This is a genomic window from Streptomyces sp. CY-1 (assembly GCF_047218265.1).
GTDB classification, from domain to species: Bacteria; Actinomycetota; Actinomycetes; order Streptomycetales; family Streptomycetaceae; genus Streptomyces; species Streptomyces niphimycinicus.
Genome location: NZ_CP178393.1, coordinates 6,867,494 through 6,887,945 on the forward strand (window position 1 = coordinate 6,867,494; position 20,452 = coordinate 6,887,945).

18 protein-coding genes are annotated in these 20,452 nt (G+C 72.1%); 9 read left to right on the plus strand and 9 right to left on the minus strand.

From position 1 onward, the window contains the following. Nucleotides 1-111: 111 nt before the first annotated feature. Nucleotides 112-774 carry a PH domain-containing protein gene (locus tag ACK1X7_RS29580; RefSeq protein WP_385150006.1) on the plus strand — a complete coding sequence of 221 codons (663 nt, stop codon included), beginning with the start codon at nucleotides 112-114 and terminating at the stop codon, nucleotides 772-774. Between the two features lie 57 nt (nucleotides 775-831). Here ACK1X7_RS29580 and ACK1X7_RS29585 read toward each other — a convergent pair whose 3' ends face one another. The 3 genes from ACK1X7_RS29585 to ACK1X7_RS29595 form a co-directional block, all read right to left on the minus strand. Further along, the gene (locus ACK1X7_RS29585; RefSeq protein ID WP_413115854.1) at nucleotides 832-2,541 is read right to left on the minus strand and encodes a phospho-sugar mutase; all 1,710 of its coding nucleotides are present in this window, start codon (nucleotides 2,539-2,541) and stop codon (nucleotides 832-834) included. Nucleotides 2,542-3,351: 810 nt separating this feature from the next. Continuing rightward, nucleotides 3,352-4,176: a purine-nucleoside phosphorylase gene (locus ACK1X7_RS29590; protein WP_385150012.1), complete on the minus strand. Its 825-nt coding sequence runs from the start codon at nucleotides 4,174-4,176 to the stop codon at nucleotides 3,352-3,354. 487 nt (nucleotides 4,177-4,663) lie between these two features. Next, nucleotides 4,664-5,101 carry a gamma-glutamylcyclotransferase gene (locus ACK1X7_RS29595; protein WP_014061302.1) on the minus strand — a complete coding sequence of 146 codons (438 nt, stop codon included), beginning with the start codon at nucleotides 5,099-5,101 and terminating at the stop codon, nucleotides 4,664-4,666. A 111-nt stretch (nucleotides 5,102-5,212) separates the two neighbouring features. On the opposite strand from ACK1X7_RS29595, the gene ACK1X7_RS29600 reads away from it, so the two are divergent. Both ACK1X7_RS29600 and ACK1X7_RS29605 read left to right on the plus strand, forming a co-directional pair. Beyond that, nucleotides 5,213-6,661, plus strand: a complete 1,449-nt coding sequence (locus ACK1X7_RS29600; RefSeq protein WP_385150015.1) for an NAD(P)H-quinone dehydrogenase — start codon at nucleotides 5,213-5,215, stop codon at nucleotides 6,659-6,661. 137 nt (nucleotides 6,662-6,798) lie between these two features. After that, on the plus strand, nucleotides 6,799-7,779 hold the full coding sequence (locus tag ACK1X7_RS29605) for a DeoR/GlpR family DNA-binding transcription regulator (RefSeq protein WP_385150026.1): 981 nt from the start codon (nucleotides 6,799-6,801) through the stop codon (nucleotides 7,777-7,779). Between the two features lie 20 nt (nucleotides 7,780-7,799). On the opposite strand, the gene ACK1X7_RS29610 is transcribed toward ACK1X7_RS29605, so the two are convergent. Continuing rightward, on the minus strand, nucleotides 7,800-8,393 hold the full coding sequence (locus ACK1X7_RS29610) for a TetR/AcrR family transcriptional regulator (protein WP_390795977.1): 594 nt from the start codon (nucleotides 8,391-8,393) through the stop codon (nucleotides 7,800-7,802). A 147-nt stretch (nucleotides 8,394-8,540) separates the two neighbouring features. Here ACK1X7_RS29610 and ACK1X7_RS29615 point away from each other — a divergent pair, with 147 nt between their 5' ends. Further along, on the plus strand, nucleotides 8,541-9,719 hold the full coding sequence (locus ACK1X7_RS29615; RefSeq protein ID WP_390795978.1) for an alpha/beta hydrolase: 1,179 nt from the start codon (nucleotides 8,541-8,543) through the stop codon (nucleotides 9,717-9,719). Nucleotides 9,720-9,815: 96 nt separating this feature from the next. Here the strand turns inward: ACK1X7_RS29615 and ACK1X7_RS29620 are convergent, their stop codons facing one another. Further along, nucleotides 9,816-11,570 carry an acetyl/propionyl/methylcrotonyl-CoA carboxylase subunit alpha gene (locus ACK1X7_RS29620; protein WP_413115855.1) on the minus strand — a complete coding sequence of 585 codons (1,755 nt, stop codon included), beginning with the start codon at nucleotides 11,568-11,570 and terminating at the stop codon, nucleotides 9,816-9,818. Between the two features lie 345 nt (nucleotides 11,571-11,915). Here ACK1X7_RS29620 and ACK1X7_RS29625 point away from each other — a divergent pair, with 345 nt between their 5' ends. Further along, the gene (locus ACK1X7_RS29625) at nucleotides 11,916-12,368 is read left to right on the plus strand and encodes a hypothetical protein (RefSeq protein WP_385158464.1); all 453 of its coding nucleotides are present in this window, start codon (nucleotides 11,916-11,918) and stop codon (nucleotides 12,366-12,368) included. A gap of 111 nt (nucleotides 12,369-12,479) precedes the next feature. On the opposite strand, the gene ACK1X7_RS29630 is transcribed toward ACK1X7_RS29625, so the two are convergent. The 4 genes from ACK1X7_RS29630 to ACK1X7_RS29645 all read right to left on the minus strand — a co-directional run bounded on the left by ACK1X7_RS29630 (nucleotide 12,480) and on the right by ACK1X7_RS29645 (nucleotide 15,206). Further along, on the minus strand, nucleotides 12,480-13,082 hold the full coding sequence (locus ACK1X7_RS29630) for a Maf family protein (RefSeq protein WP_385158462.1): 603 nt from the start codon (nucleotides 13,080-13,082) through the stop codon (nucleotides 12,480-12,482). A gap of 69 nt (nucleotides 13,083-13,151) precedes the next feature. Further along, nucleotides 13,152-13,283 carry a morphogenic membrane protein MmpB gene (mmpB, locus tag ACK1X7_RS29635; RefSeq protein WP_014061294.1) on the minus strand — a complete coding sequence of 44 codons (132 nt, stop codon included), beginning with the start codon at nucleotides 13,281-13,283 and terminating at the stop codon, nucleotides 13,152-13,154. Nucleotides 13,284-13,378: 95 nt separating this feature from the next. Further along, nucleotides 13,379-13,585: an acyl-CoA carboxylase subunit epsilon gene (locus ACK1X7_RS29640; protein WP_059144442.1), complete on the minus strand. Its 207-nt coding sequence runs from the start codon at nucleotides 13,583-13,585 to the stop codon at nucleotides 13,379-13,381. Nucleotides 13,586-13,610: 25 nt separating this feature from the next. Next, on the minus strand, nucleotides 13,611-15,206 hold the full coding sequence (locus ACK1X7_RS29645) for an acyl-CoA carboxylase subunit beta (RefSeq protein ID WP_413115856.1): 1,596 nt from the start codon (nucleotides 15,204-15,206) through the stop codon (nucleotides 13,611-13,613). Between the two features lie 258 nt (nucleotides 15,207-15,464). Here ACK1X7_RS29645 and ACK1X7_RS29650 point away from each other — a divergent pair, with 258 nt between their 5' ends. The 4 genes from ACK1X7_RS29650 (at nucleotide 15,465) to ACK1X7_RS29665 (ending at nucleotide 20,424) form a co-directional block, all read left to right on the plus strand. Continuing rightward, the gene (locus tag ACK1X7_RS29650) at nucleotides 15,465-16,352 is read left to right on the plus strand and encodes a biotin--[acetyl-CoA-carboxylase] ligase (RefSeq protein WP_398161161.1); all 888 of its coding nucleotides are present in this window, start codon (nucleotides 15,465-15,467) and stop codon (nucleotides 16,350-16,352) included. Nucleotides 16,353-16,499: 147 nt separating this feature from the next. Further along, nucleotides 16,500-17,702 carry an adenylate/guanylate cyclase domain-containing protein gene (locus ACK1X7_RS29655; protein ID WP_385156401.1) on the plus strand — a complete coding sequence of 401 codons (1,203 nt, stop codon included), beginning with the start codon at nucleotides 16,500-16,502 and terminating at the stop codon, nucleotides 17,700-17,702. 236 nt (nucleotides 17,703-17,938) lie between these two features. Next, entirely contained in the window at nucleotides 17,939-19,510 is a 1,572-nt protein-coding gene (locus tag ACK1X7_RS29660) for a cytochrome P450 (RefSeq protein WP_390795162.1), read from the plus strand. A 119-nt stretch (nucleotides 19,511-19,629) separates the two neighbouring features. Further along, complete coding sequence (locus ACK1X7_RS29665; protein WP_413115857.1) at nucleotides 19,630-20,424, plus strand: enoyl-CoA hydratase/isomerase family protein; 795 nt, start codon at nucleotides 19,630-19,632, stop codon at nucleotides 20,422-20,424. Nucleotides 20,425-20,452: the final 28 nt, after the last annotated feature.

Sequence of the window (20,452 nt, forward strand, 5' to 3'; positions counted from 1 at the left end):
CATATCTACGCGCGTAGTCGGATGTCACCCCCGCCCCCGGATTCCCTGGCGGCCGGGGCGAGCGATCCCTGGGCGTCCCCCGTACCGGGAGTGTGGTGCACAATCGGGCGCATGACGAGCCCGGACGACGACTCCTCCGCCCCCGCCGCATCCTCCTCGGTGCCCGAGACCTTCTCGGACCGGGTCTACCGCTCCCCGAGCGGCATCGGAGGCGGGGTGCTGCTGCTCGCGCTCAGCGGCTGGCTGGGCATCGACGCGATGATCCGGGGCGAGGGGCGGACGCCGTGGCTGGCGCTGGCCGGACTGCTGTTCGCGGTGCCGGTGGTGATCGCCTTCACGGTGCGCCCGGCGGTGTACGCGGGCCAGGACCGGCTGCTCGTCCGCAACCCCTTCCGTACGGTCACCCTGCCCTGGGCCTCGGTCGAGGGCCTGCGCGCCGGATACACCAGCGAGGTGCTGGCGGGCGGGGCGAAGTACCAGCTCTGGGCGATCCCGGTCTCGCTGCGGCAGCGCAAGCGGGCCGCGAGGCAGCAGGCGAGGGCGGCCTCCGAGGACCCCTTCCGCCGTACGTCGGCCCATGTGTCGGCGGACAAGGCCGGGGAGGACCGACGAGCCCCCTCCGACGCGGCCATCGGCGACCTGCGCGAAATGGCGGAGCTGAACGCCCAACGCGATGGCGCCCAGGGGGCGCCCGAGGTCCGGTGGGCGTTCGAGGTCATCGCGCCGACGCTGGCGGGTGCGGTGCTGCTGATCATCATGCTGGCAATCGGCTGAGCGCCGGGCGTCCGGAGCGGGTCCGGAGCATCTCCGGAGCGCGGACTGCGCCGCCGATCAGATTCCCGCCGCCGCCGAAAGATCCTTCTTGAGCGCGGCCAGCACGCTGTCCGCCGTGGCGCGGGCCGCGACCAGGGCCACCGCCCCCTGCACGTCCACCACCACCTCCAGGTAGCACTTCAGCTTCGGCTCGGTGCCGCTGGGCCGGACGATCACGCGGGCGGACCGGACGGTCTCCTTCCCGGCGAGCTGGTAGCGCAGCCCGTCCGTCTGGGGCAGCGTCTCCGTACCCCGTGACAGATCCTCCGCCGAGGTCACGGCGAGCCCCGCGAGCTCGGTGGGCGGCTGTTCGCGCAGCCGCTTCATGGCGGTGCCGATCAGGGAGAGATCCGTGACGCGGACGGACAGTTGGTCGGTGGCGTGCAGGCCATGGGCGACCGCGATGTCGTCCAGCAGGTCGGTGACGGTACGGCCCTGCTCCTTCAGCTCGGACGTCAGCTCGGCGACCATCAGCGCGGCCGTGATGCCGTCCTTGTCGCGTACGCCCGCCGGGTCCACGCAGTAGCCGAGCGCCTCCTCGTACGCGTAGCGCAGCCCGTCCGCCCGGGCCAGCCACTTGAAACCGGTCAGCGTCTCGGCGTACGGGAGCCCGGCGTCCTCCGCGATCCGGGACAGCAGCGACGAGGAGACGATCGTGGTCGCGAAGGAGCCACGGGCGCGCTTGTGGACGAGGTGCGTGGCGAGCAGCGCGCCGACCTCGTCCCCGCGCAGCATCCGCCAGCCCGCGGCGTCCGTGGGGGCCGTGGGGTTCGTGATCGTGGGCACGGCGACGGCGCAGCGGTCGGCGTCCGGGTCGTTGGCGATGATGATGTCCGGCGCGACCTTGCGGGCCGTCGCGAAGGCCAGGTCCATCGCCCCCGGCTCCTCCGGGTTGGGGAACGCGACCGTGGGGAACGCCGGGTCGGGCTCGGCCTGCTCGGGGACGACCGCGGGCGCCGGGAAACCGGCCCGCGCGAAGGCCGCGACGAGCGTCTCGCGGCCGACGCCGTGCAGCGGGGTGTAGACGACGCGGGCGTTGCGGGGCGAACCCGGCGTGAGCACGGCGTCCGTACGGGCCAGATACGCGTCGAGGACGTCGTCGTTCAACGTCTCCCAGCCGCTGTCGGGGCGGGGCACGTCGTCCAGGCCGCGGATGGCGGCGATCTCGGCGGCGATCTCGGCGTCTGCGGGCGGCACGATCTGGGAACCGTCGCCGAGGTAGACCTTGTAGCCGTTGTCGCGGGGCGGGTTGTGGCTCGCGGTGACCTCGATACCGGCGACTGCGCCGAGGTGACGGATGGCGAAGGCGAGGACGGGCGTGGGGAGCGGCCGCGGAAGCACGGCCGCGCGGAAGCCCGCGCCGGTCATGACGGCGGCGGTGTCGCGCGCGAAGTCGGCACTTTTGTAGCGCGCGTCGTAACCGATGACGACGAGCCCTTGCGCATGCCCCTTGCCTCGCAGGTAGGCGGCGAGCCCGGCGGCGGCCCGGATGACGACCGCGCGGTTCATCCGCATGGGCCCGGCGCCGAGCTCACCCCGGAGACCGGCGGTACCGAACTGCAACATGCCCGAGAACCGATCGGCGATCTCGTCGAACGCGTCCTCCGCGCCGTCCCCGCCGTCCTTGCTGGCCTGGAGCAGCGTGCTGAGCTCGTCGCGGGTCTCGGGATCGGGATCCTCGGCGAGCCATGCGCGGGCCTGTGCGATGAGATCGGGCTCCGTGGCCATGGGGGCCTCCTGGGGGGTGGTGGTCGGTTGGTGGGTTCGGGGCTGGCTTACGGGTACGGGTTCCGCTGGGTGCGGGTTCCGCTGGGTGCGGTGCGTGGGTGGTGTGCCTGCTGTTCGTGGTGGGTGGCGGGTGCGGGGCCTCCGGGGCGGCGCCCTGGACCGTATATTTACGGCGCCATTGGCCGGGGGCGTTGAGTTGGTCGGGGATTGGCGCCACAAATACACGTAAGCGTCCAGGACACCACCCCTGCGACCCCGCCCCCTCCCGTCTCGTCGGCGGCTCCCCACCGGTGGCACGGGCCCCGGCCTGTTTCCTGATCGCCCGGATGTCCGGTGCGGCCCGTCTCCCTCTCGCTCGTCGGTGTCCGTGCCGTGCGGGCTCGGGAGGCGGGGCCGTACCCATCTCCACCCAGCGGCCGCCACCAGGCGACGCGGAACCGGGCCAGGGGAGGAGGCCACCGGCGGGTGGCCGCCGACGAGACGGGAGGGGGTGGGGTCGCAGGTGTGGTGTCCTGGACGCTCTCGCATATTTGTGGCGCCAATCTCCGGCCCACTCCACGCTCCCGGGCACCGGCGCCGTAAATATGCGGTCCAGGGCGCCGCACCGGAGGCCCCGCCCCCGGCACCCACCACGCACCCCACCGCGCCCCCGCCCCCGGTGGAGGGCACCCCACCGCGCCCCCGGCTCGGCCCGGCCGTGGGTGCCGCGACGCTCTGTTCAGTTGGCTGAGGGGTGAGTACCCGCACAGCACGCTGTGACGCCGCCGGCGCCGCCGCCAACGTCGGAATAGGGTCGCCCGACCGGCGAGGTCAGATGCGGTCGAGGACCTGCGACAGCAGGCTGCCCATGCGGGAGGCGGAGTCGCGGCCTGCCTGGAGGACTTCCTCGTGGTTGAGGGGTTCGCCGGTCATACCGGCCGCGAGGTTGGTGACCAGGGAGATGCCCAGGACCTCCGCGCCCGCCTCGCGCGCCGCGATGGCCTCCAGGGTGGTGGACATGCCCACCAGGTCGGCGCCCAGGGTGCGGACCATGGTGATCTCCGCCGGGGTCTCGTAGTGCGGCCCGGGGAACTGGGCGTAGACGCCCTCCTCCAGGGTCGGGTCCACCTGCTGGCACAGGGCGCGCAGCCGCGGGGAGTAGAGGTCGGTGAGGTCGACGAAGTTCGCGCCCACGATCGGGGAGGTGGCCGTGAGGTTGATGTGGTCGCTGATCAGTACCGGCTGACCGGGGCGCATGCCCTCGCGGAGGCCGCCGCAGCCGTTGGTGAGGATGATGGTCTTGCAGCCGGCGGCGACGGCGGTGCGTACGCCGTGTGCGACGGCGGCGACACCGCGACCCTCGTAGTAATGCGTACGGCCGAGGAAGACCAGCGCCCGCTTGTCGTTGATCCGGTACGAGCGGATCCGGCCCGCATGCCCCTCGGCGGCGGGCGGCGGGAAGCCGGGCAGCTCGGTGACGGGGAACTCGTGCTCGGGCGCCCCGAGGGCGTCGGTGGCGGGGACCCAGCCGGAGCCCAGGACCAGCGCGACGTCGTGGGTCTCCGCGCCGGTCAGCTCGCGCAGGCGGGTGGCGGCGTCGTCGGCGGCGGCGTGGGGGTCGCCCTGGATGTCGTCCCAAGAAACTGATGCGTTCACGCGCACGAGGGTAGCCGGTAACTGCCTACGCGCGTAGACGGGTCCGCCGAGGTATTCGGATCGTTGCATAGCCTCCCCGGGGGGTTTGTGCGTCCGGTCAGCCCGGGGGGCTGGGGGCGCGTGTCCGGTGCGTGGGCCCGGAGGGCCGTATGTCCGGTGAAGCCGTGGGCTCGGTCGGAGCGGGGGTCCAGGGGGACCCGGCAGGTTGGGGGCGGGTCCGGTCAAGCTCACGGACTCACGGAGTCCCCGGGGGGACTCGGAGGCCCCGGGCCGCCCGGGAACACGGTCCCCGGACCCCTGGATCCTCAGGCCGCCCGGACCCCGGGGCCGATCAGGCCCGCGGGGAGATACGGGCCCCCGGTCACTCGGGCCGCCCCAAGACACGAACCCCCGGGCCCCGGGCCGACCGAAAACACGCCCCCCGGCCCCTGGGCCGCCCCGGGTACACGGCTCGCCCGGAGACACAGACAGACCGGAAACACCGGACTCAGCAGGGGCGCTTCCGTAGCTCCATCACATAGTCGTGCGGTGCGCCGGCGGATTCCGCGGCGTCGGCGATTTCGCCGAGGTAGCGGGCCGAGGGTAGGCCGCCCTCGTAGCCGTTGAGGACGTAGAGCCAGGCGGGTTCGTCGCCGTCCAGGGTGTGGACGCGGATCCGCATCCGGCGGTAGATGTCGAGGCCGACGCCCTCCCAGCGGTCCATGGAGTCCTCGTCCATGGGCGCGATGTCGTAGAGGGCGACGAAGACCTGGGAGCGCGGGGCCTCCACGATGGTGGCGAGGGCGCCTTCCCAGCCCATCTGCTCTCCGCCGAAGGTGAGACGCCAGCCGTTCAGCCAGCCCGTTCCGCGCAGCGGGGAGTGCGGTGCGCGGCGGGACATCAGCCGCGCGTCGAGGTTGCCGGCGTACGCGGCGTAGAGCGACATGGGTCTGAGGGTACGGGAGAGGGGCGGAACGGCCCCCGGGGTGGGAGGTTCGTACGTCAGTCGCCCCCGCGAAACCCCCCGGGCGGAAGCCGGTCGAACCGGTGCGGGACAATGGAGCATGTGACTCGGATCGTGATCATTGGTGGCGGACCCGGCGGCTATGAGGCGGCGCTGGTCGCCGCGCAGCTCGGCTCGGAGGTGACCGTCGTCGATTGCGACGGTCTGGGCGGCGCGTCGGTGCTCACCGACTGCGTGCCGTCGAAGACGTTGATCGCCACCGCCGAGGTGATGACGACGTTCGATTCCTCCTATGAGGAGCTGGGGATCATCGTCGCCGACGACACCCCGCCGATGGAGCAGGCGGCCCGGGTGGTCGGCGTGGATCTCGGCAAGGTCAACCGCCGGGTGAAGCGGCTCGCGCTCGCGCAGTCGCACGACATCACGGCCTCGGTCACCCGGGCCGGCGGCCGGGTCATGCGCGGGCATGGGCGGGTGGAGCCGCAGCAGTCGCCGGACGGCTCGCGGCGGGTGATCGTGCGGGCGGTGGACGGCACCGAGCAGACGCTGGTGGCGGACGCGGTGCTGGTGGCGACCGGTGCCCATCCGAGGGAGATCCCGGACGCGAAGCCGGACGGCGAGCGGATCCTGAACTGGACGCAGGTGTACGACCTGGACGAGCTCCCCAAGGAGCTGATCGTGGTCGGCTCCGGTGTCACGGGTGCGGAGTTCGCGGGCGCGTATCAGGCGCTGGGGTCGAAGGTCACGCTGGTCTCCAGCCGGGACCGGGTGCTGCCGGGTGAGGACCCGGACGCGGCGGCGGTGCTGGAGGACGTGTTCCGGCGCCGGGGGATGAACGTGATGTCCCGCTCGCGGGCGCAGGCGGCCAAGCGGGTGGGGGACCGGGTGGAGGTGACGCTCTCGGACGGGCGGGTCATCTCCGGCACCCACTGTCTGATGGCGGTCGGCTCGATCCCGAACACGGCGGACATGGGTCTGGAGGAGGCCGGGGTCAAGCTGGCCGAGTCGGGGCACATCCTGACCGACAAGGTCTCCCGGACCAGCGCGCCGGGCATCTACGCGGCCGGTGACTGCACCGGGGTGCTGGCGCTGGCGTCGGTGGCGGCGATGCAGGGCCGGATCGCGATGTACCACTTCCTGGGGGACGCGGTGGCGCCGCTGAACCTGAAGACGGTCTCCGCGAACGTCTTCACCGACCCGGAGATCGCCACGGTCGGCTACTCGCAGGCGGATGTGGACGGCGGGAAGATCGACGCCCGGGTGGTGAAGCTGCCGCTGCTGCGCAATCCGCGGGCGAAGATGCAGGGCATCCGGGACGGCTTCGTCAAGATCTTCTGCCGTCCGGGCACCGGCATCGTGGTCGGCGGTGTGGTGGTCGCGCCGCGGGCGAGCGAGCTGATCCACCCGATTTCGCTGGCGGTCGACAACAACCTGACGGTGGAGCAGATCGCCAAGGCGTTCACGGTCTACCCCTCGCTGTCCGGTTCGATCGCCGAGGTGGCGCGGCAGTTGCACACCCGGAAGACTCAGGAAGAGTCGTAGATCCGGTCCTTATAGCACTTCGCACCTTCAGAGATGTCCAACTTCTGCTAATTGGTGCAAGCTGCTGAAAACAGACGGTCGTTGGCGTTACTGTCAGTTTCGTGTTCGCTGCAGAACGTCGCCAATTGATCCTTGAAATGGTGCGCGCGAACGGAGCGGTGTCGCTCCGGGAGCTCGCCCGCGTCGTCCAGACCTCCGAAGTGACCGTACGGCGTGATGTGCGGGCGCTGGAGGCAGAAGGACTGCTCGACCGCCGGCACGGCGGTGCGGTGCTGCCGGGCGGATTCACCAGGGAGTCCGGCTTCCCGCAGAAATCCCATCTAGCGACCGCGGAGAAGACGGCCATCGCCGATCTCGCGGCCGGTCTCGTCGACGAGGGCGAGGCCGTGGTCGTCGGTGCCGGAACCACCACGCAGGAGCTGGCCCGCCGGCTCGCGCGGGTTCCGGGGCTGACCGTGGTCACCAATTCCCTGCTGGTCGCACAGGCGTTGGCGCATGCCAACCGGGTCGAGGTCGTGATGACCGGCGGCACCCTGCGCGGCTCCAACTACGCCCTGGTCGGCAGCGGCGCCGAGCAGTCCCTCCAGGGGCTGCGGGTCTCGCGCGCCTTCCTCTCCGGCAGCGGGCTGACCGCCGAGCGCGGTCTGTCCACCTCCAACATGCTTTCGGCCAGCGTCGACCGGGCGCTGGTCCAGGCGGCGGCGGAGGTGGTCGTGCTCGCCGACCATACGAAGCTGGGCACCGACACCATGTTCCAGACGGTGCCCACCGATGTGATCACCCGGCTGGTGACCGATGAGCCACCCGCCCATGACGACCGTGCCCTGACCGAGCTCCAGGCCCTCGCGGACCAGGGGGTTCAGATCGCCGTGGCCGGGCCGGGCGCGGGGTCCGGCCCGGCCGGGGGCGGTGAGGGCGGCGGTTCGGCCGGGCGGCAGTCGGGGCGGCTGGCCGGGTCCCAGGGCCGTGGCGGCGGCGAGGAGGGCCTGCCGCTGCCGGGGCCGCGCCGTAACCACCCCCATCCGCCGGGCGGTCCCGGCTCCGCGCAGTTGCGCAGTGCGGTGCCGCTGGCGGAGCAGCCGGGGCGGGTGGCGGATCTGGCGCCGCGCCGTCGCTAACGAGGGGGCACCGGCCGGTGTCAGCGGGCCTTGAGGCCGGTGAAGGCCAGCGCCAGCAGCCGGTCGGCCAACTCCGGGTCGTCCGGCGACTGCTCCACGGCCAGCGCGATCGCGTTGGTGAGCTGCATCAGATCGGCGATGACCACATCGGACCGTACGGCACCGCTCTGCTGGGCGCGGGCGAGCAGTTCACTGCCCGCCTCGCGCAGCGGCAGCCCGCAGCCGCGGGACAGTGCCGAGGTCTCGTCTCCCGAGCACGCCATCAGGGCCCGGGAGAGCCCGCGGTAGGTGCTGGCGTGGTCGATGATGGCGCGCAGCCAGTCGATCATCGCCTGACACGGCCGCGGCGCCTTGGCCAGCTCCCGCGACCGCTCCAGCAGGGCGCATATCTCGCCCTGGAAGACCGCGCCCATCAGCGCGGTGCGGTTGGGGAAGTGGCGGTAGAGCGTGCCGATGCCGACGCCCGCGCGGCGTGCGATGTCCTCCAGCGAGGCATCGGTGCCGTGCCGGGTGAACGCCGTGCGCGCCTCGGCCAGCAGCCGCTCGTAGTTGCGGCGCGCGTCGGCGCGCATGGGGCGCGGTGGCATCTGCGCCGTGGCTGTCTCGATCGCCATCGCGGTCCTCCCTGCCGTGGCTGCCCGTGAGTCAAGCATGCCATTTCGTGACCGGAGGCACGCCCTGGCCAGGCAACGCGGGCACCGCGAACGGCATCAAACGGGGCGAAGGCATCGTGCGTTGCGGTGCGCCGAAGTGGAAGAACGATGGGACTGACCAGTCGCTCACTCGAGTATGTGATGATCGCCCTCGCCGTGGGGTGCGCGGGGCTGACGCTCTGGCTGTGGCCGCGCTTCGCGGGCCGGGGCGTACGGGCCTGGCTGGGGCGGCTGGCCGCCCTCGCCGTGACCCAATGCGCGATCGTGGCCGCGCTGGCCCTCGCGGTGAACACCACCTTCCAGTTCTACGGGTCCTGGGACGAACTGCTGGGCGAGGGCGAAGCCGCACCGGCGGCCCTCTCCCATGTGCAGGGCGGCGCCGCGGGGCCGGTCGGGGCGTCGGGCGGGCTGGTGCGGCCCGCCCCGCCGCAGGGGCTGGACAGGGTGCACGGACTGCCCAGCGGGCCCCCCGACAAGGCGGGCAAGGTCGAGTCGGTGCGGATCCTGGGCCGCCGCAGCCAGGTGGCCACCCCGGCGTATGTGTATCTGCCGCCGCAGTACTTCCAGCGCCAGTACGCCCGCCAGCGGTTCCCGGTGATCGTGGCGATCAGCGGCTATCCGGGCGGAACCTTCCTGCTGGCCCAGCATCTGCGGCTGCCCCAGACCGCGGGCGGGCTGATCCGCACCGGGGCGATGCAGCCGGCGGTCATCGTGATGGTGCGGCCCACCATCGCCCCGCCCCGCGACACCGAATGCGTGGACGTCCCCGGCGGCCCGCAGGCCGAGACCTACTTCGCCCAGGACCTGCCCGAGGCGCTGCGGGGGCACTACCGGGTCGGCCATGACCCCAGCGCCTGGGGCGTGCTGGGCTACTCCACGGGCGGCACCTGCGCCCTGGAGCTGACCATGCGCCATCCTCGCGTCTACAGCGCGGCTGCGGCCCTGTCGCCCGACTACCGCGTGGTCAACGACCCCACCACCGGCGACCTCTTCGGCCAGGGCCCGCAGGGCGAGCGCGGCAAGCGGGAGCACGATCTTCAGTGGCGGCTGCACCATCTGCCCCAGCCGCAGGTCTCGGTGCTGGTGTCCTCCAGCCGCCGGGGCGAGCCCAACTATGGGGCCACGCGTGACTTCCTGGCCGCGGTCCGGCCGCCGATGAGCGCGCAGTCGATCATCCTCGACCGGGGCAGCCACAACTTCCGCACCTGGCGGCGAGAGCTGCCCACGGCCCTGCGGTGGATGAACGGCCAGCTCACCTTCCCCCAGGACGTGGTGCACAGCCGCTGAGCGGGCCGGGCACGACGACGGCGGGCCCCGGCCGGAGGATTCCGGTCGGGGCCCGCCGTCATGGTGCGGTGGGGCTGGTCAGTCCCTGATCCTCGCTCAGTCCTTGATCTCGCAGATGACCGCGCCCGAGGTGATGGACGCGCCGACCTCGGCGGCCAGGCCCTTGACGGTGCCCGCGCGGTGGGCGTTGAGGGGCTGTTCCATCTTCATGGCCTCCAGGACGACGATGAGGTCGCCTTCGGCCACGGTGTCGCCCTCGCTCACGGCGACCTTGACGATGGTGCCCTGCATGGGGGAGGCCAGGGCGTCGCCGGAGGCGGCGGAGCCTGACTTCTTGACCGCCTTGCGCTTGGGCTTCTTGGTCCCCGCGGCCTCCCCGGGCGACACCGCCAGGCCGAGGACCGCCGGAAGCGAGATCTCCAGCCGCTTGCCGCCGACCTCGACCACGACGGTCTCACGGGCGGTGGGCTCGTCGGTCTCATCCATCCCGGTCGGCGCGAACGGGGCGATCGTGTTGTTGAACTCGGTCTCGATCCAGCGGGTGTGGATCGTGAACGGCTCGCTGGTGAACGCCGGGTCCACGACCACCGCCTGGTGGAAGGGGATCGCGGTGGCCATGCCCTCGACCTGGAACTCGGCCAGCGCGCGGGCGGCGCGCTGGAGGGCCTGGGTGCGGGTGGCGCCGGTGACGATCAGCTTGGCCAGCAGCGAGTCCCACGCCGGGCCGATGACGCTGCCGGACTCCACGCCCGCGTCCAGCCGGACACCGGGGCCGGCGGGCGGGACGAAGGAGGTCACCGTGCCGGGGGCGGGCAGGAAGTTGCGGCCCGGGTCCTCGCCGTTGATGCGGAACTCGAAGGAGTGGCCGCGCATCGGAGGATCGTCGTAGCCGATGGCCTCGCCGTCGGCGATGCGGAACATCTCGCGGACCAGGTCGATGCCGGTGACCTCTTCGGTGACCGGGTGCTCCACCTGGAGCCGGGTGTTGACCTCGAGGAACGAGATGGTGCCGTCGTTGCCGACGAGGAACTCCACCGTCCCCGCCCCCACATAGCCGGCTTCCTTGAGGATGGCTTTGGAGGCGGCGTAGAGCTGGTCGTTCTGTTCCTGGGTCAGGAACGGGGCCGGGGCCTCCTCGACCAGCTTCTGGTGGCGGCGCTGGAGGGAGCAGTCACGGGTGGAGACGACCACGACGTTGCCGTGGGTGTCGGCCAGGCACTGGGTCTCCACATGGCGGGGTTTGTCGAGGTAGCGCTCGACGAAGCACTCGCCGCGGCCGAACGCCGCGACGGCCTCGCGGACGGCGGAGTCGTAGAGCTCGGGGACTTCTTCCATGGTGCGGGCGACCTTGAGGCCGCGTCCGCCGCCGCCGAAGGCGGCCTTGATGGCGATCGGCAGGCCGTGCTGTTCGGCGAAGGCCACGACCTCGTCCGCCCCGGAGACCGGGTCGGGGGTGCCGGCGACCAGCGGGGCGCCGGCGCGCTGGGCGATATGGCGGGCGGCGACCTTGTCGCCCAGATCGCGGATGGCGTGCGGCGGGGGGCCGATCCAGGTCAGGCCCGCGTCGAGGACGGCCTGGGCGAATTCGGCGTTCTCGGAGAGGAATCCGTAGCCGGGGTGGACGGCGTCGGCGCCGGATTCGGCGGCCGCGGCAAGGACCTTGGCCTGGTCGAGATAGCTGGCCGCCGGGGTGTCACCGCCCAGCGCATAGGCTTCATCGGCCGCGCGCACATGCACAGCGTCCCGGTCCGGATCGGCATAGACGGCTACGCTCGCGATCCCGGCATCCCGGCAGGCACGGGCAACACGGACAGCGATCTCGCCACGGTTGGCGATGAGCACCTTGCGCACGATGGCTCCCTCCTTGAAACAAGCCGAGTTTAGGTACAGGCGACACCTCGCGCCGAGAAGATCCCGGGCGTGAGCTTGACCACACGGAGCGTGAACCTCGCGTTGGGCGAGCGACCAGATCCCCCGTCGCTCCACCGTACGCCCGGTTTTCAGGGCTGGTGCGCTGTCCACGGTGTGGGCAAGGTCTCTGGCCCGCCGTGCTGCGGCGCTTCGCGTTTCTTTGTGGAAACCCTACGAATGCCGGGCGGAAACTTTGCCATGGCGTTCTGCTCGTCCGCACCTCTTGTGGCAGCGCTTACCCGTTAGTAGCGTGCTTCGGCACCGACGGAGTGGAGGGGGAACACGGTGGCGCGCAGACCAGTGGCCGCGATAGCGGCTGTGACGCTCATGTTCGAAGCGGTCGGCATAGCGCTGCTGAACTGGATCCTCGGCCTGGTCGTGGACCGTCAGCAGATGTCCATGGGCGGCCTCGACACCGACGCGATGTCCATCGGCACCTGGGTCGGGGGCGGCCTCTTCGGCCTCTATCTGCTGGTCTGCGGGGTGGTGCTGCTGCGCACCGCCGTACGCGACCGCGCCCCCGGCCGCCTCGCCCGCATCCTGCTCGTCACCTGCGCGGTGGTGCACGGGCTGGTGGGCGCGTTCGCGGTCGGCCTGGTGGGCTGGCCGGCGTTCGCGTTCCTGATGGTGGTGCTGGGGCTGATCGTGCTGAGCCTGCTGGGGTACGAGGCGGAACGGCCCGCCGAGCCCTCCGCGGAGGCCGCGGGCGGCGGCCAGGACGCCCCCAGCCCGGCCTGATTCAGGGGAAATCCCTAGCCGGGCCCGGCCTGATTCGGGGGGAATCCCTAGCCCCCGGCCCGGTCTGACTCAGGGAATCCCCAGTCGCCCCGGAGGCCGGGAGACCCCTGGCTAGTCCCAGAGGGCCGTGATCCGCACGCCCAACTCGGCCAGCAGACGGCGGAACAGCGGCAGGGAGAGCCCGATCACGGTTCCGGCGTCGCCCTCGATGCCGTCGATGAACGGCGCCGAACGGCCGTCGAGCGTGAACGCCCCCGCCACATGCAGCGGTTCGCCGCTGGCGACGTAGGCCGCGACCTCCTCGTCCGTCGGCTCGCCGAAGCGGACGGTGGTGGACGCGGTGGCCGAGGTGCGGCGGCCGCTCGCCGTGTCGATCACGCAGTGCCCGGTGCGCAGCACCCCGGCCCGGCCGCGCATCGACTTCCAGCGGGCGGTGGCCTCCTCGGCGTCCGCCGGTTTGCCGAGCGCCTGGCCGTCGAGCTCCAGCACCGAGTCGCAGCCGATGACGAGGGAACCGGCCGCCTCCGGGAGCCCGGCCACGGCGGTGGCCTTCGCCTCGGCCAGCACCCGGGCCAGCTCGGCGGGGGTCGCCGCGCTCAGCGCGTCCTCGTCCACCCCGCTGACGATCACCTTCGGCGCCATTCCGGCCTGTCGCAGCAGCCCGAGCCGGGCGGGTGAGGCGGACGCGAGGATGAGAGTGCGCTGAGCGGTCATGCGCACCAGGGTAAGCCGCCCCCGAAAGGGCCCGGCCGGGGGTCGGATCAGGGCCGTATGCAGGGCCATTCACGGCCACATGCTGAGGAGGCACATCGCGAGCAGCACGGAGACGGTCAGGACCGTGCGGGCGCGGCGGAGCATGGCCTCGGCGCGCCGCAGCTCCTCGGGCGGCTCATCGGGCGGCTCGGACCACAGCATGGAACCGATCCTGAGGCCGCGGACGGCGAGGCGCCTGAGTACGCGTACTCAGGCGCCCCGGCGCGAAGGTGCATTCCGGCCTTACCGCGCGGCTCTCAAGCGGGCCAGTAGGTGGTACGCCACGCCTTGGGGCCGGGGTGGGGCACCCGGTGGCCGGGGACGGTGCGGGCCGGGTCGGACCACTCCTCCGGATCGTCCTCGCTCTGCGCAGCGGCCGTGACGGCCGCCGCGCGTGCTTGCACCACCGCCAGTGCGGCGGCCAACTCCTCGGGGGTCGGGTTGCCCCGGACAATTCGGATCATGGAATTAGCCCTTCGCTCGAGGGGGCTAGAGGGGGATGTTGCCGTGCTTCTTCGGGGGCAGCGACTCGCGCTTGTTCCGCAGGGTCCTCAGTCCGCGGACGATGTGGCGGCGGGTCTCGGACGGCATGATCACAGCATCCACATACCCCCGCTCGGCCGCGATATACGGATTCAGCAGGGTGTCCTCGTAGTCCGCGATCAGCTCGGTGCGGGTCGTCTCGGGGTCGTCGGAGGCGGCGATGGTGCGCCGGTGGAGGATGTTGACCGCGCCCTGGGCGCCCATGACCGCGATCTGGGCGGTCGGCCAGGCCAGGTTGAGGTCCGCGCCCAGATGCTTGGAGCCCATCACGTCGTACGCGCCGCCGAACGCCTTGCGGGTGATGACCGTGATCAGCGGGACGGTGGCCTCCGCGTAGGCGAAGATCAGCTTGGCGCCGCGCCGGATGATGCCGTTGTACTCCTGGTCGGTGCCGGGCAGGAAGCCGGGCACGTCCACGAAGGTCAGCACGGGCACGTTGAACGCGTCGCAGGTGCGCACGAAGCGTGCGGCCTTCTCGGAGGCGTCGATGTCCAGACAGCCGGCGAGCTGCATCGGCTGGTTGGCCACGATGCCCACCGGATGGCCCTCCACCCGGCCGAAGCCGGTGATGATGTTGGGCGCGAAGAGCGCCTGCGTCTCCAGGAACTCGTTGTCGTCCAGGACGTGCTCGATGGCCTTGTGCACGTCGTACGGCTGGTTCGCCGAGTCCGGGATGAGCGTGTCCATCTCCCGGTCCTCGTCCGAGACCTCCAGATCGGCCTCGTCGGCGAAGGCCGGGGGCTCGGAGAGGTTGTTGGAGGGGAGGTAGGACAGCAGGGTCTTGACGTATTCGATGCCGTCCTTCTCGTCCCCGGCCATGTAGTGGGCGACACCGGAGGTGGTGTTGTGCGTCCGGGCGCCGCCCAGCTCCTCGAAGCCGACGTCCTCACCGGTGACGGTCTTGATCACATCGGGGCCGGTGATGAACATATGCGAGGTCTGGTCGATCATCACCGTGAAGTCGGTGATCGCCGGGGAGTAGACCGCCCCGCCCGCGCACGGGCCCACGACCAGGCTGATCTGCGGGATCACTCCGGAGGCATGGGTGTTGCGGCGGAAGATCTCGCCGTACATGCCGAGCGAGACCACGCCCTCCTGGATGCGGGCGCCGCCGGAGTCGTTGATGCCGATGACCGGGCAGCCGGTCTTCAGCGCGAAGTCCATGACCTTGACGATCTTCTCGCCGAACACCTCCCCGAGCGCCCCGCCGAAGACCGTGAAGTCCTGGGAGAAGACGGCCACCGGGCGGCCGTCGACCGTGCCGTAGCCGGTGACGACCCCGTCGCCGTAGGGGCGGTTCTGCTCGATGCCGAAGTTGGTCGAGCGGTGCCGGGCGAACTCGTCGAGCTCGGTGAAGGACCCCTCGTCCAGGAGGAGGTCGATGCGCTCGCGCGCGGTCAGCTTGCCCTTGGCGTGCTGCTTCTCCACCGCGCGCGCGGACCCCGCATGGGTCGCCTCTTCGATACGGCGCTTCAGATCCGCGAGCTTCCCCGCGGTGGTGTGACGGTCTGGAATCTCGGGGGCGATCTCCGGCTCGGACATCGGGATGCGGCTCCTGCTCGTCCTGGGGGTGGGTACGGCGGACTTCTGGATACGGCGGGCTTCTTCAGGGTCGGGGGGAATCGGCGGAAGCGGAGTGAGGGGTCGGAATCGTGATCAGTGGGGGCCTATGGACGTTCGGTGGTTACGGACCGTTCGGCAGCCGTTGCGCCGGCTGGGCTACCGGCACGTAGCGTATCGGCGGCACCGCTTGGTGGCACTGCGTCGTTGGCCACACCTCCTGACCCTAGGCTGGCCCTCATGACGCCTTCTGACACCTCAGGGAGCCCAGGTGACGGGCCCGGCCGCTGGTCCGATCTGGAGCGGCCCCCCTTGAACGCCACCGCGCTGCGCCGGGGGCTGGTGCTCCCCGGCGGGCTGTGGACCGAGTTCGAGGTGGTGCAGGCGACCGGTTCGACCAATACGGATCTGGCCACCCGGGCCCGGGCCGGAGCCCCCGAGGGCGCGGTGCTCGTGGCCGAGGAGCAGACCGCGGGGCGCGGCCGGCTCGACCGCGCCTGGACGGCCCCGGCCCGGTCCGGGCTCTTCTTCTCCATCCTGCTACGGCCCGCGGACGCCGGCGTGCCCACCGAGCGCTGGGGCTGGCTGCCGCTGCTCGCCGGGGTCGCCGGCGCCGGGGCGCTCAGCCGCACGGCGGGCGTGGACACCGCGCTGAAGTGGCCGAACGACCTGCTGGTGACGGTCGCGGGCGAGGAGCGGAAGTTCGGCGGGATCCTCGCCGAGCGGGCCGGGGACGCGGTGGTCATCGGCATGGGGCTGAACGTTTCGCTACGCGCGGATGAGCTTCCGGTGCCCACCGCAGGGTCGCTGGCCCTGGCCGACGCGATCTCCACCGACCGCGATCCGCTGCTGCGGGCCGTGCTGCGCTCGATCGCTCAGTGGTACGGGGAGTGGTGCCGCTTCGAGGGCGACCCCGGCGCGAGCGGCCTCCAGGAGAGCTATGCGGCGGGCTGTGCGACCCTCGGGCGGCAGGTGCGGGCCGAGCTTCCGGGCGGCCGGGAGCGGGTCGGCGAGGCGGTCGCGGTCGACGGCGACGGACGGCTGGTTCTGGCCACCGAGGGCGGGGTTCAGGAGCCGGTCTCCGCCGGGGACATCGTGCATCTACGCTCCGTACCGAGGGAGGAATGAACCCCTGCCGTGGAGAGTGAGCTACGGCACACCTGACGTATCGTGGTCGCGGTCGGTCCAGCTCGGGGCGGCTGTGGGCGATTCGGAACCCCAACCGGGAAGAGGGAACGGAAGGGCAGTGCGCAGGGATCTGACAGGGGGCGGGCGGTGACCGCCGACGACGCGGGTTCCGGCACGGCCGAGGAGCGCGAGGAGTGGGACGCCGCCGCGCCGGACGGGGCCGTACGGGACACCGGGGCGCGGGAGAGCGCCGCCGCGGAGGCCCCCGAAGAGGCACCCGACGAGGCCCTTGAGGATGCGGACCAGCCGGATCCCATCGCGCTCCGGCTGGAGCAGCTCATCCTCGGTGCCGAGCGGCGCTACACCCCCTTCCAGGCCGCCCGCAGCGCGGGCGTCTCGGTCGAGCTGGCCACCCGTTTCTGGCGGGCCATGGGCTTCGCCGACATCGGCCAGGCCAAGGCGCTGACCGAGGCCGATGTGCTGGCGCTGCGCCGGCTGTCCGGTCTGGTGGAGGCCGGGCTGCTGAGCGAGCCGATGGCCATCCAGGTGGCGCGGTCCACCGGCCAGACCAGCGCCCGGCTCGCCGACTGGCAGATCGACTCGTTCCTGGAGGGGCTCACCGACCCCCAGGAGACCGGGATGACCCGGACCGAGATCGCGTATCCGCTGGTCGAGCTGCTGCTGCCGGAGCTGGAGGAGTTCCTGGTCTACGTCTACCGGCGCCAGCTCGCGGCCGCGACCGGCCGGGTGGTGCAGGCGGCGGACGACGCGGAGATGGTGGACCGGCGGCTGGCGGTCGGCTTCGCGGACCTGGTGAGCTTCACCCGGCTGACCCGGCGGCTGGAGGAGGAGGAGCTCGGCGAGCTGGTCGAGGCGTTCGAGACCACGGCCGCCGACCTGGTGGCGGCGCACGGCGGGCGGCTGATCAAGACGCTGGGCGACGAGGTGCTCTACGCGGCCGACGACGCGGGCATCGCCGCCGAGATCGGGCTGCGCCTGATCGAGACGCTCACGCATGACGAGACGATGCCGGAGCTGCGGGTCGGGATCGCGTTCGGCACGGTCACGACCCGGATGGGCGATGTGTTCGGGACGACGGTGAACCTGGCGAGCCGGCTGACCTCCATAGCCCCCAAGAACGCGGTCCTGGTGGACGGCGCGTTCGCGGAGGAGCTGAGCCGCACCGGGGAGGCCCCGGTGTCGGAGGCGGAGGCCGCGGAGGCGGCCGCCGCGGCGGAGAAGGAGGGCGAGGAGCCGCCCTCGTACCGGTTCGCGCTCCAGCCGATGTGGCAGCGGCCGGTGCGTGGTCTGGGGGTCGTGGAACCGTGGCTGCTGAGCCGCCGGGCATGACCCCGGGTGGCGGCCGGGCATGACGCCGGGGCGCGTCTCCGGGTGGGACGCGGTGGACGACGCTCGTCCGGATCCCTTCGGTGGCTGCGGCCGGATCGTTGAACTGGGCGCGGATCCGGACCTGTTGGGCTAGCCTACGTCCGCAAGATCCACTCGGTGGATCCCAGGTCCTGTCGTCGAAGAAGCACCGTGCGCGTCCGCCCGCGGGGTGGGCCCGGCGGTGTCCAGGAGCACGTGTGACCCCGCTTTACGATTCGAGTGCTCAGCGTCCGGGCGCCTTACCTCCGCCGGGCTGCCCCGCCCATGAAGGGGCCGGTGTCGAGCCGCTCCACGCGCCCGAGTTCGGAAGAGACCCCTTCGCGGTCTACCGGCGCCTGCGCGAGACCCACGGCCAGCTCGCACCGGTGGAGCTGGACAGAGGCGTCCCGGCCATGTTGTGCCTGGGGTACGAAACCGCGCTGGAGATCATGCGGCGCCCCGAGACCTTCTCCAAGGACCCCCGCCACTGGCGGGCCAGGAACGAGGGCGTGCTGCCCGGGACCAGCTATGTCCCGCAGGTCATCAGGCCCCGGCCGCAGGCCGACTTCGTGGACGGCGAGGAGCACCGGCGGCTGCGCGGCGCCATCGACGACTGCACCGGCCGGATCGACTCCGGCGCGCTGCGGAACTATGTCGAGCGCATCGCCGATTCGCTGATCGACCAGTTCTGCGAGGCGGGCGGGACCGAGCTGATCGGGACGTACTGCGCACTGGTCCCGGTGCTGGTGACCAGCCAGCTCTTCGGCTTCCCGCAGCAGGCCATGGACCCGCTGCTGCGGGGCGTGGTGGCGTTCATCGACGGCTCGGATCCCGCGGGCGGGGACCGGGCCGCGGCCGCGGCGCTGCGCGAGCTGATCGACCTCAAGCGGCGCGAGCCGGGGGCCGACATCACGTCCTGGCTGATCGCCCACCCGGCGCGGCTGAGCGACGAGGAGCTGGTCGAGCAGCTTCTGCTGCTGATCGGCATGATCACCGGGCTGGTGCCCGGCCTGATCGGCAACTCGCTGCGGGTGCTGCTCACCGATGAGCGGTTTTCGGGCGAGCTGATGGGCGGCAGCATGCTCGTCGAGGACGCCCTGGACGAGGTGCTCTGGACCGACCCGCCGCTGGCCAACATGGGGCTCTACTTCCCGGTCCATGACACCAATCTCGCCGGGAAGCGGCTGCGCGCGGGCGACGCCGTGATGATCAGCTTCGCGGCGACCAACCGGGACGCCCTGCTGAGGTCCCCGCACAAGCAGGGCAACCGGGCCCATCTGGCGTTCGGCGCGGGCCCCCACGCCTGCCCCGGCCGGAGCTCGGCCCGGCTGATCGCCTCCGTCGCCCTGGAGAAGCTGCTGGACCGGATCCCGGACCTCGCGCTGGCCGGGGAGGCCGACGAGCTGAAGTGGCTGTCCGGGGTCTTCGTACGCGGGGTGGTCTCGCTGCCGGTGCGGTTCGCCCCCGTCGCCAGGCCGGGGGGACGGCGCCCCGCCCCGCCCGCCGCCCGCCCCGGCGAGCGGGACCCGCAGGACCAGCGGCACGAGGCGCCACCGGGCATGCCGCAAGCGATACCGCAGGGGATGATGCCGCGAGGGATGCCGCAGGGCGCGCCGCAAGGGGTGCCACAGGGGGCGCCGCCGCTCTCGCTGCCGCTCGCCACCGAGGGGGCGTCCGTGTCCGGAGGCGAGCCCCTGGAGGGGACGGATCTGGAGCAGCCGGGGGAGGACGGGCAGAAACAGCAGTCGTTCCTGATGGGCTTGCTGAACCGGTGGCGGCGGGCCCGCTAGGGCCTGATCCGAACGACAGGCCCTGGGCCCGGTCCGGGTGGCTCACAGGTTCCGCACATCCCGGGAAGCTGAAATGATCGCCGCATCGGGTTCACGGTCGTTAACCGGGAGAGTGCGTGATGAGTGAGCAGCGGTACGGGGAGTGGGTCGCGGTCCGCAGGGACGGCTTCGTGGCCGAGCTGGTGCTGGACCGGCCGGGGGCCATGAACGCCGTCTCCTCCGAGATGGCGCGCTGCATCACGGCGGCCTGCACGGCACTGTCCGAGGACCGTGACGTCCGGGCCGTCGTGCTGGCCTCGACCCATGAGCGGGCCTTCTGCGTGGGCGCGGACCTCAAGGAGCGCAACTCGCTCTCCGACGCCGAGATGCTGCGGCACCGGCCGGTCTCCCGCGCCGCCTACACCGGGGTGCTGGAGCTGCCGATGCCCGTCATCGCCGCGGTGCACGGCTATGCGCTGGGCGGCGGCTTCGAACTGGCCCTGTCCTGTGACGTGATCGTCGCCGACCCCACCGCCGTGGTGGGGCTGCCGGAGGTGTCGGTCGGGGTGATCCCGGGCGGCGGCGGCACCCAGCTCCTGCCGCGCCGGGTGGGCGCCGCGCGCGCCGCCGAGCTGATCTTCTCCGCGCGCCGGGTGGCCGCCGCGGAGGCCCATGAACTGGGCCTGGTGGACCGGCTGGCGGCGGAGGGCGAGGACCGGGCCGAGGCCCTGGAGCTGGCCCGGGGCATCGCCGCCAACTCCCCGGTGGGCGTGCGGGCCGCCAAGAAGGCGCTGCGGCTGGGGCAGGGGCTGGATCTGCGGGCCGGTCTGGAGGTCGAGGACGCGGCGTGGCGGACGGTGGCCTTCTCCGGCGACCGTGCGGAGGGTGTCGCCGCGTTCAACGAGAAGCGGTCGCCGCAGTGGCCGGGGGAGTGAGGGGCGGGTCGGCGAGGCTGGCCGGACC